This window comes from Micromonospora sp. NBC_00821, from assembly GCF_036347035.1.
GTDB lineage: Bacteria > Actinomycetota > Actinomycetes > Mycobacteriales > Micromonosporaceae > Micromonospora > Micromonospora hortensis.
This window is the reverse complement of record NZ_CP108880.1, coordinates 2834424-2852409: the sequence shown is the minus strand read 5'-3', so window position 1 is coordinate 2852409 and position 17986 is coordinate 2834424. Positions and strand designations below refer to the sequence as shown.

Genomic DNA, 17986 nt, shown 5'->3' with positions numbered 1-17986 from the left:
GTCATCACCACCTGCGATTATGTCGTCACTCTGCGGCGCACCGTCGTCGCCGCGATTCCTCCAGATCAGCCGCTATGTCTTTTCTCGATGACGTCCAAGAGTGCGGGATGCAGGGCGCCGTTCCAGCCCGCGCCCGCGTCGGCCAGCCGCCACGTCCGCAACCACATCTCCACCAGGTACGCGTCGGCGACAAGCCGGCGCTGCGCGGCGTCGAGGCCGAGCCGCTCACCGTGCCGGCTCAGATATCCGTCCACTGCCGAGGCGGCGGCGTCGGCCGGCTCCCCACGCAGGACGAGGGCCCGCTGGAACGCGTCGTGCGCCAGGTCGAAGCCGACCGGCACGTCCGGCCCGCTGTGCTCCCAGTCCCAGGCGACCAACCGGTCGGCGTGCCAGCCCAGGTTCCACGGCACCCAGTCACCATGCCAGTGACCGAACTCGACGCTGGTGTCGCCATGCCGGCGGGCCAACGCCGAAACCGCGGCGACCGCCCGCGCACCGGCCGGCTCGGTCGCGGCGGCCCGGCCGGCCTGATCGGCCAGCCGGCGCAGGAAGGTCGAGTCGACCAGCGGTCGAGGTGTGCCCGCCGGGCCGCCCCGCCGGGCGACCGCGAGCAGCGCCGCGATCCGGGGCGGGTCGTCCACCGGCACACCGCGTACCGCCGGGGGCAACGGCTCGATCACCGCGACCACCTGGCCGGCCCACGACGTCTCGGTGAGCAGCCGCGGCGGCGTCGGGTGGTCGGCGACGCCGACCACCTCGCGCAACGCCCGCAGCGCCGCCGCCTCCGCGCTGACCAGCGCACGGGTCGCGTCGTTCCAGCCGATCTTCGCGTAGCCGCGCGGACGCCCGTCGGCACTGAAGAGTTGCAGTGTGGGCTTGCCGTTCGGGTCGGGCGGGCGGACCCCGAACGCGGCCAGCAGCGGCGTGTCACCCAGGTCGGCGGAGAGCCGCTCGCTCAGCAGCAACTCCGCGGCCGGCACCCCGGCCGGCACCGAGACGGTCAACGTGGGAAAGGGCGCGAGCCCCACCCGACCGAACCGGGCCAGCCCACCGAGCACCGCCCGCAGCGCGCGCACCTTCGGTGGCCGCAGGGCGTTGTACGCCAACAGGGACGCCACCCCGGCCCGGGGCGCGCCCAACGGCACCAGGAACCGGGCCCGGGCGACCGACGGCACCACCGCGTACCGGGCCACCGCCCGGTGACCGGCAGGCGGGGCGCCGTCCACTGTCAGACCGACCCGGTCGTCCGGGAAGACCGCGCGGCTCACCCAACCCAGGCCGTCCACCCGTGAACGCGGGTCGGCGGCCGGGCCCACCCGGGTCGTCACGCGGCCCGGTCCGCCCAGTCGAGGTCCAGCCCGAGCCGGTGACGCAACGCGTCGTTGTACGGCCGGTAGTAGTCGGTCAGCTCAGCGCGCACGCTCGGCTCCAGCGGTGCCGAGCGCCGATCGTTGTAGACCTTGAAGTTGGGCAGGTCGTACGCCGGCAGACCGAGGAAGTCCAAGGTCCGTCGGTAGGTCGCCCGCGAGTCGCGGTACAGGTCCTCGCTGGGCAGGAAGAGGATCTGCTCCCGGGCGAAGCGCTCCAACCACGGCTCCAGGTGCTCCAGGTAACGCCCCCGGGCCCGGTACGTGTACCAGTCGTACGGCTCGCTGAACGACTCCGGCTCGGCGATCAACCGCTCCCGCTCCCCCGCCGTGCGTTCCGGCTCGGCCGCGAGCGCGGCGGCGAAGTCCAGTGGTTCGATGCCGTGGGTGCGGCGTTCCTTCCAGTGCGAGTACGCCCGCTCCACCGGGTCCCGCAGCAGCACGATGAGCTTCACCGACGGCATCAGCGTGGCGACCCGCTGCGCGGCGAGCGGATGGAACATGTACAGCGGGGCGGCCTCACCGACCCGGACCGGCCCACCGTGCCGCTTGGCCAGGGCCTCGCGCTGCCGATCGGTCGGGAAATGCGACCGGTACCAGGCTTCGCCGCGGCCCCAGTGCTCCTCGAAGTAGTGCGCCGACTTGGTGTTCCACGCGGGAAAGAGCCGGGGCACCAACGGGTGCTGGATGAGGTAGTTCCACAGGGAGGTGGTGCCACCCCGTTTGGTCCCGATGATCAGGAAGTCCGGCAGCGGCCGGCGGTCGCTGGTGCGAACGCCGTAGTCGACGAGCGACTCCTTCACCCGGGTGGTCACCTGGGTCGGAACCAACTGCTTGACCCGGTTACGGATGGACACCACGACGAACCTCACCTACCTCTCGTCGATGCCGGGGTGGGCTCGGCGGCCGTGGCCGCGCTGTCCCCTCCACGGATCTGCCTCATGGTCCCCCGGATGCCGGCGCGCACCCGGGGCAACGTCAACATGCCGACGCAGCCGGTCAGCAGCACCGCAAGCGCCACCGCGAGGCCGGGCAGGCCGCGACCGCCCACCAGCACGCCGGCCCCGGCGGCCAGGCCCACGCCGGCGATCGTGGCCGCCGCGGCACGCACCATCGCGGCGTCGAACAGCGGCTCCCGAACCACCGACCGGGCGAACCCCGCGGCGGTGAGGTTCTCGGTGGCGATGCCGGCCGCCCAGGCCACCGCCGCTCCCGTCGCGCCATAGTGGGGGATCAGCCAGAGACCCAGCGAGACGGTCACCGTCAACCCGGCAACTGTGGCGACCAGGTGCAGACCGCTGCGCCCGCCCATCAGGAGCAGGCTCTGCACGTTGCCCACCCCGGTGTTGACCAGCATCGCCAGCGCCAGCACAGTCATCGCCGGCACACCAGCGGTGAACTCCGGTCCGAACAGTTGGAGGAAGGCCAGCGCGAAGACCGCCAGCAGCAGGTACACCGGCCAGGACAGCACCAGCCCCCAGGTGGTCAACTGTCGGTGCACGGCCGCCGCCGCGGCCCGCTCGCCGCGCCCGAGCAGCCGGGACAGCTGCGGCGACACCGCCACCCGCAGCCCCTGCATGGCCAACTGACCGGCCAGCACGTACCGGCCGACGGCGCCGAACACACCGGCGTCCGCCGGCCCGGCCAGCACCGAGGTGAGCAGCACACCCACCCACATGCTGCCGGCGTCGATGGCCGCCGAGGCGGCCCGGGGCAGCGCGAAGCGCCAGAACGTGGACCAGTCGGCGCGCTGCGGACGCAGCGTCGCCCCCCGGCCCAGCCCGAGCGGGCCGGCGACGAGGGTGAGACAGGCCAGCAGCGCCAACGCCGCCGGCACCAACCAGCCGGTCATCCCGGCGAGCAGACCACCACCCGCCAGGGCGGCCGCGCCGACCAGCACCGGGCGGGCGACAGGCAGGAGCAGGAACTGCACCCCGACGTACGCCCGGATGGGCCGCACGCAGCGCAGCGTGGCCAGCAGCAGGGTCATCGCGACCACCACCGGCACCGCGGCGAACGTGACGGTGAGCAGGGCGTCCCCGCTCGCGCCGGAGCCGCCCAGCAGCCGGGGCGCGAGGGCGTCGGCGGCCAGCACGCCCGCACCGGCGACCAACAGCCCGGTCACCAGCGGCGGGATCAGCGCCACCGGGAGCACCCGGGCGGCGTCACCGCGCACACCGGCGCGGCGGCGGGGCAACGCCCACATCAGACCGGTCTCCGCGCCGAGCGTGCAGATCGCGGTGGCCACCGTGACGACCCCGATCGCGGCGAAGAACGCGCCAGCGCCGGCCGGACCGTAGCTTCGGGTGATCACGACCGCCAGCACGAACCCGAACAAACCGCTGGTGGCCGCGCCGAGCAGCCCGGCCACGCCGCTGCGCGCGCTGCGGCGGGTCTCGGCCGAGCCGCTGTCCTCGGCGGCCGACGGCGCGGCCTGATCCTCGGCAGGAGTGGACGTGGGCCGGCCCTCGTCGGCACCGGCCGACGGTCGGGTCGCGGCGGTCACGCGGGCACCGGCGCGGTCCGCGCGGGCGTCGGCGACGCCCCGGCCAACCGGGTCAGCCGTTCGCGTTCGGTGAGCGCCATCGCGAAGGCGACAGCGAAGAACGCGACAGCGAGATTCTGGTTGGCCATGCCGTAGAACGGGACCTGCACGAGGCAGACCACCGGCACCACCGCCAGCCACTGCCCGGCCGCCGACGTCGCCCGCGCGCAGATCACCGCCGCGGCGACGAACCACGCCAGGAAACAGATGAGCGCGGGTACGCCGTGGCTGAACAGCACCATCCACAGCTGCCCCTGGGTGCCGATCGGCGCGGCCGCCGACACGGTGTCGACGTTCACCGGAGCGCCGTAGCCCAACCAGGGCGACTCCTGCACGCGGCGGATCACCTCGGTGTAGAGCGAGAGGCGGTCGGTGTTGGTGTCGCTGGAGTCGACCCGCCTGCTGATCAGCTCGGTGATCGGGATGAACAGCGTGGCCAACCCGCCGATCACCACCACCCCGACGATGGACGCGGCCACCCGGACGTTGCCGCGCAGGCTGGCCCGCACCCCGAGCACCGCCAGCCCGGCGCCGAGGCTGAGGAACATCGCCCGGTTGAGGGTGAGGAACGCCGGCGCCAGCGACAGCGGCAGCGACGCCAGCAGCGCCCAGCGCAGCAGCCCCTGCCGGCGCAGCATCGCGAAGGCCACCACGCAGGGCAGGGTCATCGCGTACGCGCTGCCGTAGTTGTTGGTGTACGCGAACGGCGCGGCCGGCCGATAGATCGGGTTGAGCGAGCGGGCGCTGTACTCAGCGGTGGTGAGGTGCACCATGTCCTGGATGAACGGGGTGCCGGCCACCCCGCCCGGCAGCAGCACCTCCATCGGGGTCGTCATGGCCAGCCGGGGCATCAGCACCCCGAGCCAGCCCAGCGCCACCAGCCCGAACCAGAACGCGCAGAGCGGGGTGAGCACCGCAACCAGGCTGGCGCGTTCCCGGGCGGCCGCGTAGACGTAGACACCGACCACCAGCGCGGTCAGGTAGAAGGCCAGCCGCAGGGCGAACGTGAGCAGCGAGGCGGGCGACGACAACTGGGTGGCGCTGACCACCACGATGGCGAGGAAGAGCAGCCAGATGCCGGCCGCCGGCGGCAGTGGCACGCGCCCCCGGGTGAGCAGCAACGCGAACAGCAGCGCACCCAGCAGCGGCCAGCCGAGGTAGAACGCACCGAACAGCCACCAGAGCGGCACCAGGCCGAACATCATCGACAGCGGCCAGAGCGGCAGTTGCGGCGGCGCGGACGGCGGCACCGGAGCGACCTCCTGCGGAGCGCCTCCGGGTGGTGGTTCGGTCGCCGGGGCGCGGGTCACCGACACGCTCAGGCCCGACCGTTTCGGGTGAGCACGAAGCCCAGCGGGGTGACGCCGGCGGCGCGCAGCCGCTCCACCAGGCGTCGCAGGTCACTCTGCCGGGTGCGGTCGCGCTCCACGACCACCACCGCGCTGCCCTGCCGGGCCACTGCCACGCCACGCTCGTCGGACTCGGCCGGCGGGGCGTTGAACAGGACCAGGCCGTGGTCCGCGCCCTGCCGCCAGGTGCCGAACCGGACAGTGCCCACACCCACGACAACCTCGTCGGGGGTGACGACGCGACTGTTCTCCGGGCGGGCGGACGACACCCTCGGCAGCGTCAGGGTGGCGTCGGGGTCGGTCGACGGGCGGGCGCCGGGCGGGTGCGGGGAGGGCCGACGGGCGGGTGTGCTCTCCGTGGTGGCAGCGGTGGCCGGTGTGCTGCCTGCCGGCCGGGGCTTGGGCACCAGCGGCCGGGACGGGTCGATGGGCAGCCGTCCCCGGTCGGCGAGAACGATGGCCCGTAGCCGTTCGATCCGTCCGCTGTCGTCGGCGACGAAGACCTCCCGGCCGTCCACGGCGAGCGCCACGGCGAGCCCGGCGGTGAGCACTGTGGCGTCCTCCCGGGCGGTGACCAGCGCCACCCGGGCCGGCTGCCGGACCCGCTCGGCGACCGCCATCGCCACGTACCGGACGTCGGCGTCGACGGCCCGGGGGCTACCCCGGAACCCCGGCCGGCGTACGGTGCCGAGCAGTGGAAGGCCGGAGGCCTCCCGGCCGTCGGCGACCGAGCGGACCCGCCGGTCGGTCGACTCCCAGAGGTACGCGAGCACGATGCCGATCAGCGCGCCACCGAGCAGGCCCGCGACCAGGTAGAGCGGCCGGTGCCCGGCGGAGGTGACCAGCGCCTTCTCGGCGGTCTGGGTGACCCAGCCGGGGTTGACGTCGACAGCCGCGATCTCGGTACGGGCGGCGTTGAGCTGGGTGAGCTGGTTGTTGATGCCGGCCAGCTCGGCCACCAGCGCGTCACCGGCGGCGGTGTCCTTGGCGGTGTTCGCCCGCCTCTGCAACGCGGTCTGCTGGGCGGCGACCTTGGTGATGCTGGCGTCGTAGGAGCGCAGCATCTCGGCGCGCTGCTGCTCGTACATGGCCCTGCGCACGCTCAGGTAGGCCTCGGCGGCCATGTTGGCGCTCTGCACGGCCCGCTGTGACTCGCGCGCCTGGTAGGTGAAGCGCAGGATCTGCCCACCGGTGGGCACCTCGACCTCGAGCGCGTCACGGATGTCACGGGGGTCGCCGCCGGCCGAGTCGGCGAGGCGCTGCACCACCTCGGTGCCGGTGGCGATGCCGCTCTCCACGTTCATGTTGACAGCGCGGTCGGCGCCCGCGCCGCTGGGGGTGAAGGCGTCGGTCACCACCGGCCGGACCGCTACCACGGCGCTCGCCGACAGCGCCGCCGGCACCAGCAGCACGTAGCCGAGCGCGGCGAGCAGACCGACCATGGCGACCGCCGCCACCAACCGCAACCGGTGCATCGGCACCCGCAGCAGGTCGGTCAGTGTCACGGCACGCGAGGTCCCGGAGGACGGGCCGTCCGTGGGCCAGGGGGCGGGCGCTGCATCAGTCATGGAACTTCTTCACCGTCTGTTGAGGATTACCGACGACCACGACGCCGGGTGGTACGTCGGTGCGGACCACCGTCGCCGCGCCGACGACGCTGTCCCGACCGACCCGCACGCCCTTCAGGACCAGGGCGTGCGCACCGACCCAGACGTTGTCCTCGAGAACGATCGGGGCACGGGTGAGCGGGCCGGGCGGTGCGTGCCGCTGCTCGGGGGGCAGGTTGTGGAAGTCGTTGTCGAGCAACTCGCAGTCCGACAGGAGGCACCGGTCCCCCACGGTGACCGACGTCCAGGTGCCGATCCAGGTGGCGTTGAGCAGACAGTCCGCGCCGACGCGCACCTCGCCGGGGCCGGCGAAGCGGACGAGTTTGTTCAGGCGGGTGCGGTCACCAATGGTCACCCGCACACCGCGCCGCAACCGGATCCGGCCACGGATCTCCACGTCCCGACCGAGCGTCAACTGTCGGTAACGGAGCTGATACCAGCCGCGTTTGACCGCGAAGACCAGACGCACCACGCGTCTCGTTCGGATGCCAGCGGCGCCGAGCAACGATCCTCCCCCACCGTCGCGGGCCGGCGGCGGTGGGTACCGCCACCGGCCCAACGTGAACAATCTACCGATGCTCCGTTACGAACGGTTGACCCTTACTGTACGGAGAAGAACGTCGATGGGGTAGACCAGGACAACTCGGGCGTTGCGCTGCTGATGACCGTCGCCGTGGTGCCGTCGACCGCCGCGCTCGGCGCGGCAGTCGGGTCGAACGGCACACTCCGCAGCGCGCCGTCGGTGGAGCCGTAGACGATCCGGCCGCCCACCCAGGCCATGCCCCGCACCGTCGACCAGGTCACTCCCGTCGTCGGCAGGGCGAACTCGGTGGCGCCCAGGTAGTTGCCGTCGATCTCGAAGTAGCGGTAGTAGAGGCCGTTCGCCCCGGTACGGGTGTAGTAGAGCCGGCCGTCGAGGAAGAAGGCGCCGGTCAGCAACGCCGGGTTGTACCAGTCGTTGTAGCCGGACGCCTCCCACGGCGAGCCGATCGCGCCACCGTTGAAGAGCGAGATGTCGATCCGACTGCCGGTGGGCGTGCCGGCCACCGAGTGCGACCAGTAGATCCGGTCGTCCACCCGCCAGGTCGCGCCGGCCGCCGTGTACGCGGGCTGGCTGACACTGGTCGCGGTGCCCAGCGCGGTGCCGTCGAACGGCACCTTCGCCACGGTGCCCGAGGCGGTGCCGAGGTAGAGGTTGCCGGTGGTGGCCGACGGCGGGTTCTTCGGGGTGAAGGTGCGTCCACCGGCGAGCGGGAACATGCCCAGCCGGCCGTGGTACTCCTCGCCCATGCCATCGGAGTTGTGCCCGAAGTAGAGGCCGTCCGAGCCGCGCCAGAGCACCGGCACCGACGAACCCCAGTTGCTGGTGCCCGACGGCATCGAGGCGCTGCCGCTACGGCGCGGGTTCCAGTTCACCGGCATGCCGGTCGCCGGAGTGACGGCGGCGATGCCGAGCCGGTCGACAGCGCCCGGGCCGGCGTTGTCGCTGGCGTTCGGGTTGTTGACCCACCGGAAGTGCCCGCCCAGGTAGATGACGTTGTCCGCCACCTCGACCGAGGTGATGGTGTCGTTACCGGTGTAGTCGACCCAGGTGGCGAGCAGGCCAGAGCCCCGCGCGGCGGTCTCGAAGCGCACCAGGGCGTCGCAGTACGCGGCCGGCCAGCCGGCGCCGCCGTTGGTGCCGACCACGAACCAGCTGCCGTCGCCACCGAACTTCACGTCCTGCACGTAGTGCACGAAGGTCGTCGGCGAGGCGCACGGCGCGACGAACTTTTCGGTGCTCCAGTCGAGCAGCGTGGGAGTCCCGGAGACGTCCACCAACGCCATCTGGTTGCGCGGCAGGTCGTTGACGAGCGTGAAGTTGCCGCCGACGACCAGGGTGCCGCCGTCCGGCGCGACGTCGATGGTCCAGACGTACGACGTGGTGCCGTGCCGTCCCACCGTGGCGTCGATGCTGAAGCTCGGGTCGATCGCGCCGGTGGTCGCGTTGAGCCGGCCCAGACCGGCGTGCGCGGTGCCGTTGAGCCAGTTGAACGCACCTGCCACGTACAGCCAGTTGCCGTGCAGCGCCAGGTCACGGACCGTGCCGCCGTCGGAACGCCCGACCCAGCTGTCGATGATCGCGCCGGTCGACGGGTTGAGCGCCACCAGGTTCTTCCGGGAGACGCCGTTGACGTTCTTGAAGGTGCCGCCGACGATCAGCGTGCCGCCGGGGCCGGCGAGAAGCGTGTTGACCGCGCCGTCGAGCACCGGCAGGAACGTGGTCGACATGGTGCCGGTGGTCCGGTCGTACGCGAAGAGGTAGCGCTGCGTGACCCACGCGGAACTGGCGGTCTGCCGAAGCTGGGTGAAGCTGCCGCCGACGAAGACCGTGTTGCCCACCTGCGCGAAGGCACGGGTCTCACCGTCTCGGGCGTGCGGGGTCGCGTCGGCGGGGTTCGCCGACACCAGGGTCGCCGTGGCCGGGGCCGGTACCACTGCGGCCGACGCGGTCGTGGGCACGCCCAGAGCTGCGGCGATGATCGCCAACGCGACCATCCCCGCCCGAGTACGACGTCGTCCTGCAAAACGCCACAAGTGCGAGAGTTTGGGCACGCTGCGCCTCCAGATTGGATGAGAACCCGAGGTAGCGTGCCTCGTCCAGCCTGGTTAACAAAATCCGCCGATTGGGCGGTGCATGAATCCGCAAGCCGACAGAACGCCGGAGGATCGGATGTCCGACCCCCCGACGAACGCCGTCCGGTCAGCCCGTTTCGAACGTCAGCGCTTACCTCCGGTGGGTTGCCGCAGGTAGGGGTCCTGTCCGGCCTGCGCGAAGCCGGCCACCGCCGACGCGTCGTGGTTCATCGTCATGTCGCAGGTCGACGTGCGGCTGGTCATACCGGCCGAGTTGAAGTAGATCGCCGCCTTGATCTTCGGGTGCGCCTTCAGCGCCGCCGGGAACTCCTGGAACCAGCGCTGCTTGGCACCCAGGTCGGCGGAGTTGAAGTTGGTGCCGAACTCGGCGAGCATCCGGGGCTTGCCCGCGCCGATCCCGTTGTCGTCCAGCCACCGGTAGAAGCCACCGACCGTCGTGCTCGGGCTCTTCCACACGGTGCTGCCGTTGCAGACGTGGAAGTTGTACGGGTCGTAGGCCACCCAGTCGACGTACTGGTCACCGGGGTACAGGCCGGCGTACCGGGAGTAGTGCCCGGACCAACCCATCATCGTCCAGACCCAGACCGCGTTTGTCGCGCCGGCGTTGGCGAACCGCTCGTGGACGTAGCGCCAGGCCCGGACGAAGTCGGCGTCGCTGCCCTTGGCCGGCTCGTCCTCCGGCTCGTGGTCGAAGCCGATGAAGACCGGGACGCCGGCGGCGCGGATCCGGCCCGCTACCGCGTCGATGGTGTCGTCCTGCTTGCCGCCGTAGACGTCCGACCACTTGAGGGTGGTGCCGGCGGAGAAGTCACGCGACTCCCAGGCGAAGAACATCAACCGGCCTTCGCGCATCTGCTGCGACTCGTACACGTCGGGGAAGGCACCGTTGCTGCCGGCGTTGGAGAAGTCGTGGTAGCGGTGCACGATGTCGAACTTGCGCCCGACCTGCGTCTCCACGTCGGTGACGGCCTTGCCGTGGTCCCAGCCGCCGGCCGCCCCGGCGGGCGAGTACATGCCCCACCAGGCGCCACAGGACGGGACGAGCTTGTCCGAGACGGAGCCACACTTGCCGGACGGGAGGGTGCCGCTGGCGCTCGGGGTCGCCGTCCGGGTCGGAGCGATGGTCGGCGACGGCTTCGGCGCGGCGGTGGTCGGCGACGCGCTCGGAGACGGCGGCGGCGCCGGCCGGGTGGGCGTCACCGGCGAAGGCCGGGCCCCGAGGTCGTAGCTGATCAGCAGGCTGGGTCGAAGGTCCGGGTTACGGTTCTCGACCGACGCCCAGTAGACCCGGCTCTCCAGGCCGCTCTGCGCCAACGAGACCGTCCAGGTGCCGTTGCCGGTGACCAGCTTGGAGACGTCCCACTCGTTGACGCCCTTGGACACGCTGGTCACGCTGTCCAGTGCGGCACCGGTCGACGTCAGTGGCGGCCGCGACTCGCGGGCGCTCAGCGGCGAGGCGTGCGCCGTCACCGTGGCGGCGAACTGCTGCCAGGCGTGCACCCGCAGCGTCGCCCGGATGTTGACCGCTGTGGACGGCACCGTGGTCACCGCGAACTCGATGACCGCCTCGCGGCCACCGCGCGGGTTGCCGTCGCAGCGCGTCGCGCAGGTGGCCAGTGTCGACTTGGCCGCGTTGTCACCGTCCTGCGACACCGCGGTGGCGGTGGTGTCGGCCGCCGCCCGGATCGACAGGTCGTCGCTGGCCAGCAGCGGCATCATGGTCGCCACGATGCCGGCCACCACCGAACCGCCGACCACGCCGATGGCAATCGCCTTGCGCCGGGGTCCAGAACGGAACCGGGTGATGCGGTGCAGTCCGTGCCTGGTCAAGGAAACTCCCTGTGTCTGCGTCCGTAACGGTGAGCAGCGTATCGATGACCAGGACATGTGGCAGGTAGGACAGTTTTCCGTAAGCGCGTCTTAACCATCAGCTAAGGAACCGCCTCCGGGAAAACAGGGCCTCTGGCCGCAGACACGACCGAAGCCCGCCACACACCTTGCCCGGGCAGCACGCGCGGAGTCAACGGGCGCGTCGCAAGCGCTTCCGGAACGGGTGGCGACCATCGGTGACCCCGGCCGGACCGCCTGACCGGTCCGTCAGCCGGCGCGAGCGGCAGTCAGCGCGGCGGCCATCGCCGCCCTCGGCGCGGTGACGCCGGTGAACTGCTCGAACTGCCCGACGGCCTGGGCCAGCAGCAGGTCCAGGCCGGAGACGATCCGGCAACCGGCCGCGTCGGCGGCCGTCGCCAGCGGGGTCGGCCACGGGTCGTAGAGCGCGTCGAAGAACACCGCGCCCGACCGCCAGGCCACCGCGCCGGCCAACGGGTCGGCGACCCCCTTCGGCACCGTGGAGACGACCACGTCGGCGGTGGCGAGCTGCCGGGGCGCGTCGGCCCACGGCGCGGGCGTCAGGGCGACACCCACCGCGTCGGCCACCGGGCGCAGTTCGTCGATCGCCTCGGGCCGGCGGGCCACCACCGTCACCGCCGAGCAGGCGAGCTGCGCGGCGGCGGCGAGCGCGGCGCGGGCCGTCCCGCCGGCGCCGAGCACCGTCACGGCGGCACCGGCGGTCACACCGGCGTCGGTAAGCACCCGCACCATGCCGGCGACGTCGGTGTTGTCCGCGTACCAGGAGCCGTCCGGACGGCGTACCAACGTGTTGGCCGCGCCGACGGCGGCGGCGACCGGCGACGCGGCGTCGGCCACGGCGAGCGCCGCCTCCTTGCCCGGCATGGTCACCGACAACCCGGCCCACTCCGGGCCCAGGCCGGCGACCAGATCCGGCAGCTCCGCCGCCGCGCACTCGATCCGGGTGTACGACCACCCGGTCAGCCCAGCGGCGACGTAACCGGCGGTGTGGATCACCGGGGAGAGGGAGTGCGCGATCGGCTTGCCCAGCACCGCCGCCCTACGGGTCGACACGGTCACCGCCAGTCGCGGCCGGTGGCCCGATCACTGTCGACATCACTTCCCCGCCCTCCCGCGCACGTCGGAATCGACAGTACCCAGCACCCCGGCCCGGGCACCAGGGAACCGTCTCCGCGGCCACCCCGGGCGAACGGGCTATCGCTTGACCCGCATCGACGTTGGTGAAAGCATTCCGGGGACGGAAGCGCCGATCGAAAAAGGGGAAACCTTGAACAAAAGCATTCTCCGTGCCCTTATCGCGATTGCTGCGGTTTTCAGTCTTTCGCTGATGACCGCCGCACCCGCGCGGGCGGACGCCGCAGCTAACAGCTGGTCCGACAACCACCAGCTGTGCCAGTCCAGCTCCTGCGTCCGGAGCGGCAACATCGTGCGGCTCTGGCAGGCCATCGTCTGGGCCGACGACCTGAGCGGCAACGTCGGCACGAGCTTCATCGACGGCGAGTTCGGCTCCAACACCGCTGCCAAGACCAGGACCTGGCAGGACGTGATGAACGTCGGCATCGACGGGTCGGTCGGGCCGCAGACCTGGGGTAAGGCGTACGGCGCTGTCAACCGCAACACCGGCTTCGACACGAGCACCCAGACCGGGTACTTCTACTACGGCTACAACCGCACGTTCGGTCTGCGCAAGCAGAACAGCAACGGCGTGTGGACGTTCCTCAACCCGCGCACCGGCACCTGGACCGGCACCAGTCACTGACAATGACGCGGTAATTGCGCGTCAACGCTGAACCGTAAAGGCTCCCTTTCCGACAGCGACCATAATTGCGGTCGCAATGGGAAGGGAGCCTTTTACGGCGTGACCCGACCAATCAGATGATGCCCGCCTCGCGAGCCTTGGCCTCGTTGCGCTGGTGCTGCTCGTACGTTTCAGCGAAGGCGGAGTGACCCTTGTCGTCGATGGCCACGAAGTAGAGCCACTTGCCGGTCGGCGTGTCCATCGCCCCTTCCAGGGCCTGCTTACCCGGGTTGTTGATCGGGGTGGGGATCATGCCCCGCAGCTTGCGGTTGTACGGGTTCTTCTGGTCGTCCAGCTCGGCCGCCGTCATCTGCTTGGACGACTTGGTCGGCTTACCGATCGACTCCAGGTAGTAGTTGACAGTGACGTCCATCTCCAGGCAGTTGCAGTCGAACTCGCCGTACGCGCGGTTGTAGGCCACCCGCGCGACCTTGCCGAGGTCGTCCTTGTTGCCCGCCTCGGCCTGGGCCAGCGAGGCCACGATCAGCGCCTCGTACGGGCTGACCTTGCGTTCCTCCTGCACCCGGTCGGCGAACTTCATCTCCCCTGTCACCGACAGGAAGCGGTTCACCATCAGCTTGAGGATGCTCTCGGCGGTGGACTTCGGCGGGATCTCGTAGGTGTCCGGGAAGAGGAAGCCCTCGACGGACTTGACGCTCTTCTTGCCGTCGCCGCGCTTGAACCACCAGTCCGGGACGCCGAGCCCTTCCGGGTCCTTCGCGGCGGCCTGGAAGTCCTTGACCGGGATCTTGGTCTTCTCGGAGAGCAGCTTGTAGATGTTGAAGCTCGTGCGGCCCTCGGGGATGGTCAGCCCGTTGACGATCTTGTTCTTCAGGTCGAGCATCGCTGTCACGGCGTTCGCGCCGCTCATCTGCTTGCGCAGCTTGTACGTGCCCGGCTGGATGTTCTTGCTGCGCGAGTTGGCGTCGGCCGCCTCGATGAACGCCTTCTGGCTCTTCACCACGTCGGCCGCCACCAGGGCGTCGGCCATGTCGGCGAGCAGCGCGCCGTTCTTGATCTCGACGGTGATCTCACCGGTCCCGCTGCCGTCGTAGTCGGGGGTGACGAAGTAGTTCTGGATGCGGTCGAAGCCGTAGAACGCGCCGCCGCCGATGCCGCCCAACAGGAGCAGGGCCATCAGCAGAGCCAGGAATGTCTTGCCCCGGCCGCCGCCGGACCCGCCCTTGCCCTTGCCCTTGCGGAAGCCGCGCCGGTGCCGACCCTTCTCCCCCCGCTCCGGCTCGTCGAACCCAAGATCCAGATCGTCGATCATTACGTCCGCCTCCGCTGCGCGTCCAGCCAGCTCTGCAGGATCTCCACCGCGGCCGCCTGATCGACAACCGCACGTTGACGTTTACCTCTGACGCCACGCTCGGCAAGCCTACGAGAAGCGACCACCGTCGACATCCTCTCGTCAGTGAGCGTTACCGGGACAGGCGCTATCACATCGACCAGTCGGTCAGCGTACGCCTTCACATGGACGGCCGCAGGACCATGCTTGCCGGCGAGATTGACCGGAAGACCGACGACAACCCCGACGGCCTCGTGCTCGGCCACCAACGCGGCCAGCTCGGCGAGGTCGCTCGGCACCGCGTCCGGCGCCGCCGTGAGATCGCGGGCCAGGGTGACCAGCGGCGTTGCCAAGATCCCGTCGGGGTCCGAGCGGGAGACACCCACCCGCACCTGACCGACATCCACGCCGATCCGCACACCGCGCGTCAGTTCAGCCACCGACGGTCACCACCGGCCGGGTACGAACCAGGGCGGACCAATTGGCCCGCCCTGACTCACAGTGATGATCTATCACGCTTCAGTGATCGCCTTCTCGACGGTGAGCAGCAGGTTCGGCGCCTCGGCCGCGGGCAGCCCGCCGCCCTGGGCCAGATCGGGGCTGCCTCCTCCGCGCCCGGAGAACGCCGCCTTCACCAGATCCGACGCGGCCAGGCCCCGGCTGCGCGCCGCCGCGTTGACCGCCACCACCAGTGACGCCTTGCCGTTCGACCGAGCCGCCACCGCGACGACCGCCGGCCGCGCCGGGTCGATCTTGCCGCGGATCTCCTGGGCCAGGGTGCGCACGTCGTTGCCGGCCGCGCCCTCCGGCGCCTCGGTGCCCACGTACGCGACCCCGCGCACGTCCTTGGCCTGCGCCGCGAGCGCCGCCGCACCACCCAGCACCAGCTGGGCCCGCAGCTTCTCCAGCTCCTTCTCGGCGTCCCGAAGCTGGGTGACTGTCTGCTCCACCCGGTCGGCGACCTGATCGTTTGGCACCCGGTACAGCTCGGCCAGCCGGGAGACCAACAGGTGCTCCTTGGCCAGGAAGCCGAAGGCGTCCATGCCGACCAGCGCCTCGACCCGGCGGACACCGGAGCCGATCGACGACTCGGAGAGGATCTTCACGAGGCCGAGCTGGGCCGAGCGAGCCACGTGCGTGCCGCCGCACAGCTCCCGGGCGTAGTCACCCACCTCGACGACCCGCACCTCCTCGCCGTACTTCTCGCCGAAGAGCGCCATCGCGCCGATGCGCCGCGCCTCCTCCAACGAGGTGATGAAGGCGTGCACCTCCAGGTCGGCCAGGAGCACCTCGTTGACCTGCTGCTCCACGTCGCGCAGAACGCTCGGCGACACCCCGGTCGGGGTGTTGAAGTCGAACCGGAGCCGACCGGGGGCGTTCAGCGACCCCGCCTGCGTGGCCGACTCACCAAGGAAGTTGCGCATGGTCTGGTGCACCAGGTGCGTGGCGGTGTGCGACCGGGAGATCGCCCGACGCCGGGTCGTGTCGATCTCGGCGAAGCCGGCCTCACCGGCGCGTACCTCGCCCCGGATGACCCGGGCGCGGTGCACGATCAGACCGGGCACCGGCTGCTGCACGTCGAGGACCTCGACCTGCCCGCCACCAACAGTGATCATGCCCTGGTCGGGCTGCTGCCCACCGCCCTCGGCATAGAACGGGGTGGTGTCCAGCACCAGCTCGATGGTGTCGCCCTCGGTCGCCGCCTGACGCGGGCCGTCGACGCCGAGCAGCGCCCGCACCGTCGACTCGCGGGACACCTCGCTGTACCCGGTGAACGTCACCGGACCACCCGCGTCGAGCACCGACCGGTACGCCGACAGGTCGACGTGCCCCGTCTTGCGGGCCTGCGCGTCCGCCTTCGCCCGGGTCCGCTGGTCGGCCATCAGCCGCCGGAACCCCTCGTCGTCGACGGTGAGACCCTGCTCCGCGGCGATCTCCAGGGTCAGATCGATCGGGAAACCGTAGGTGTCGTGCAGCTGGAACGCCTTCGCCCCGGACAGCGCCGAGCCGCCCGCCGTACGGGTCTCCGCGATCGCGGTGTCCAGGATCGTGGTGCCGGCCCGCAGAGTGGACAGGAACGCCTCCTCCTCCGCGTACGCGTAATCCGCGATCCGGTCGAAGTCGGTCGCCAGCTCCGGGTACGACGGCGCCATGCAGTCCCGGGCCACCGGCAGCAGCTCGGGCAGCGCCCGGTCCTGCCAACCCAACAGCCGGATCGACCGGATCGCCCGGCGCATGATCCGACGCAGCACGTACCCGCGACCCTCGTTGGACGGGGTCACGCCGTCGCCGATCAGCATCAGCGCGGTGCGCACGTGATCCGCGATCACCCGCAGCCGAACGTCGTCCGGGTGCGACTCGCTGGCCACATGCCCGGAGTGCGCGCCGTAGCGCTTACCGGTCAGCTCGGCCGCCCGGGCCAGGATCGGCCGAACCTCGTCGATCTCGTACAGGTTGTCGACACCCTGCAGGATCGAGGCCATCCGCTCCAGGCCCATGCCGGTGTCGATGTTCTTCGCCGGCAGGTCGCCCAGGATCGGGTAGTCCTCCTTGGTGGTGCCCGGACCCCGCTCGAACTGCATGAAGACGAGGTTCCAGTACTCCATGTACCGGTCCTCGTCGACCGCCGGGCCGCCCTCGCGGCCGTACTCCGGGCCCCGGTCGTAGAACAGCTCCGACGACGGACCGCACGGCCCGGGAATGCCCATCGACCAGAAGTTGTCCGCCTTGCCCCGGCGCACGATCCGCTCGGCCGGCACGCCAACCGATCGCCAAATCTCGTACGCCTCGTCGTCGTCGAGGTAGACCGTCGGCCAGATCCGCTCCGGATCCAGCCCGTAACCACCCTCGGCGATCGGCTTCGTGGACAGCTCCCAGGCCAGCGGGATCGCGCCGGCCTTGAAGTAGTCCCCGAAGGAGAAGTTGCCGTTCATCTGGAAGAACGTGCCGTGCCGGCTGGTCTTACCGACCTCGTCGATGTCCGGGGTACGGATGCACTTCTGCACGCTGACCGCCCGCTGGTACGCGGGCGTCTGCTGACCCAGGAAGTACGGGACGAACTGCACCATGCCGGCGTTGACGAACAGCAGGTTCGGGTCGCTGATGGCGGGCAGCGGAGCGGACGGCACCACGGTGTGGCCATTCGCCTCGAAGTGGGCGAGGTACCGCCGCTTGATCTCCGCCGTCTTCATCGCTGGTGTTCCTCCGGAAAGATTTCTCGATCGCCGATTCGCGGGTCTTCCCGCAGGTCGGCGAACTTGTCGTCGAACGCCTCGCCCTGGGCGAACGCGTGGTGGATCTCCTGCTCGCGTTCGGCCATCCCGACCCGGACGTCCTCCACGAAACTACGCAGCGACTCGACGAGCCCGCCAGCGGATTCCGTCAGCGAGCTGGCGATGCCCGCCGGCGTGTACGCCTGCGCGGTCCGGGTCGCCTTGCGGACCACGATCACACCGACGGCCACCCCGATGCCGAGCCAGAACAAGCGCCTCATGTCCCGCTACCTCCTGGTGCGCCGGGTCGG

The 17986-nt window shown here is 70.9% G+C and carries 14 protein-coding genes; 1 reads left to right on the top strand and 13 read right to left on the bottom strand.

Features of this window, described 5'->3' with window-relative positions; all coding sequences use genetic code 11:
• Window positions 1–65: 65 nt before the first annotated feature.
• From OHB44_RS12935 to OHB44_RS12895, 9 genes are all read right to left on the bottom strand, one after another.
• Window positions 66–1328 (bottom strand): hypothetical protein, encoded by a 1263-nt coding sequence (locus tag OHB44_RS12935; protein ID WP_330440865.1) that lies wholly within the window; start codon window positions 1326–1328, stop codon window positions 66–68.
• Window positions 1325–2239, bottom strand: coding sequence for a sulfotransferase domain-containing protein (locus OHB44_RS12930; RefSeq protein ID WP_372488388.1), 915 nt, complete (start codon window positions 2237–2239; stop codon window positions 1325–1327). The genes OHB44_RS12935 and OHB44_RS12930 overlap by 4 nt, the downstream gene beginning before the upstream one ends.
• Complete coding sequence (locus OHB44_RS12925; protein WP_238686221.1) at window positions 2236–3873, bottom strand: lipopolysaccharide biosynthesis protein; 1638 nt, start codon at window positions 3871–3873, stop codon at window positions 2236–2238. The genes OHB44_RS12930 and OHB44_RS12925 overlap by 4 nt, the downstream gene beginning before the upstream one ends.
• Entirely contained in the window at window positions 3870–5162 is a 1293-nt protein-coding gene (locus tag OHB44_RS12920) for an O-antigen ligase family protein (protein WP_238686230.1), read from the bottom strand. The genes OHB44_RS12925 and OHB44_RS12920 overlap by 4 nt, the downstream gene beginning before the upstream one ends.
• Window positions 5163–5230: 68 nt before the next feature.
• Window positions 5231–6829: a lipopolysaccharide biosynthesis protein gene (locus OHB44_RS12915; protein WP_266303003.1), complete on the bottom strand. Its 1599-nt coding sequence runs from the start codon at window positions 6827–6829 to the stop codon at window positions 5231–5233.
• The gene (locus OHB44_RS12910) at window positions 6822–7340 is read right to left on the bottom strand and encodes an acyltransferase (protein ID WP_238686223.1); all 519 of its coding nucleotides are present in this window, start codon (window positions 7338–7340) and stop codon (window positions 6822–6824) included. Before OHB44_RS12910 ends, OHB44_RS12915 begins: the two co-directional genes overlap by 8 nt.
• 128 nt (window positions 7341–7468) lie before the next feature.
• Window positions 7469–9406 carry a hypothetical protein gene (locus tag OHB44_RS12905; RefSeq protein ID WP_330440864.1) on the bottom strand — a complete coding sequence of 646 codons (1938 nt, stop codon included), beginning with the start codon at window positions 9404–9406 and terminating at the stop codon, window positions 7469–7471.
• A 222-nt stretch (window positions 9407–9628) separates the two neighbouring features.
• A complete protein-coding gene (locus OHB44_RS12900) occupies window positions 9629–11335 on the bottom strand; it encodes a glycosyl hydrolase (RefSeq protein ID WP_238686225.1) in 1707 nt (568 codons plus the stop codon).
• A 267-nt stretch (window positions 11336–11602) separates the two neighbouring features.
• Window positions 11603–12433, bottom strand: a complete 831-nt coding sequence (locus OHB44_RS12895) for a shikimate dehydrogenase (protein ID WP_330440863.1) — start codon at window positions 12431–12433, stop codon at window positions 11603–11605.
• Window positions 12434–12701: 268 nt separating this feature from the next.
• On the opposite strand from OHB44_RS12895, the gene OHB44_RS12890 reads away from it, so the two are divergent.
• The gene (locus OHB44_RS12890) at window positions 12702–13133 is read left to right on the top strand and encodes a peptidoglycan-binding domain-containing protein (RefSeq protein WP_238686226.1); all 432 of its coding nucleotides are present in this window, start codon (window positions 12702–12704) and stop codon (window positions 13131–13133) included.
• Between the two features lie 112 nt (window positions 13134–13245).
• Here OHB44_RS12890 and mltG read toward each other — a convergent pair whose 3' ends face one another.
• The 4 genes from mltG to OHB44_RS12870 all read right to left on the bottom strand — a co-directional run bounded on the left by mltG (window position 13246) and on the right by OHB44_RS12870 (window position 17956).
• On the bottom strand, window positions 13246–14445 hold the full coding sequence (gene mltG, locus OHB44_RS12885; RefSeq protein WP_238686227.1) for an endolytic transglycosylase MltG: 1200 nt from the start codon (window positions 14443–14445) through the stop codon (window positions 13246–13248).
• Window positions 14445–14903: a Holliday junction resolvase RuvX gene (ruvX, locus tag OHB44_RS12880; protein ID WP_112677948.1), complete on the bottom strand. Its 459-nt coding sequence runs from the start codon at window positions 14901–14903 to the stop codon at window positions 14445–14447. Before ruvX ends, mltG begins: the two co-directional genes overlap by 1 nt.
• Before the next feature lie 72 nt (window positions 14904–14975).
• Window positions 14976–17654 carry an alanine--tRNA ligase gene (gene alaS, locus OHB44_RS12875; protein ID WP_238686228.1) on the bottom strand — a complete coding sequence of 893 codons (2679 nt, stop codon included), beginning with the start codon at window positions 17652–17654 and terminating at the stop codon, window positions 14976–14978.
• Window positions 17651–17956 carry a hypothetical protein gene (locus OHB44_RS12870; RefSeq protein ID WP_091401860.1) on the bottom strand — a complete coding sequence of 102 codons (306 nt, stop codon included), beginning with the start codon at window positions 17954–17956 and terminating at the stop codon, window positions 17651–17653. Before OHB44_RS12870 ends, alaS begins: the two co-directional genes overlap by 4 nt.
• Window positions 17957–17986: the final 30 nt, after the last annotated feature.

What these genes read in the sequence shown, in the direction of transcription:
- OHB44_RS12915 (WP_266303003.1), bottom strand. Translation starts at nt 6,829, where the DNA reads ATGACTGATGCAGCGCCCGCCCCCTGGCCCACGGACGGCCCGTCCTCC.
- OHB44_RS12905 (WP_330440864.1), bottom strand. Translation starts at nt 9,406, where the DNA reads ATGGTCGCGTTGGCGATCATCGCCGCAGCTCTGGGCGTGCCCACGACC.
- OHB44_RS12890 (WP_238686226.1), top strand. Translation starts at nt 12,702, where the DNA reads ATGACCGCCGCACCCGCGCGGGCGGACGCCGCAGCTAACAGCTGGTCC.
- mltG (WP_238686227.1), bottom strand. Translation starts at nt 14,445, where the DNA reads ATGATCGACGATCTGGATCTTGGGTTCGACGAGCCGGAGCGGGGGGAG.
- alaS (WP_238686228.1), bottom strand. Translation starts at nt 17,654, where the DNA reads ATGAAGACGGCGGAGATCAAGCGGCGGTACCTCGCCCACTTCGAGGCG.
- OHB44_RS12870 (WP_091401860.1), bottom strand. Translation starts at nt 17,956, where the DNA reads ATGAGGCGCTTGTTCTGGCTCGGCATCGGGGTGGCCGTCGGTGTGATC.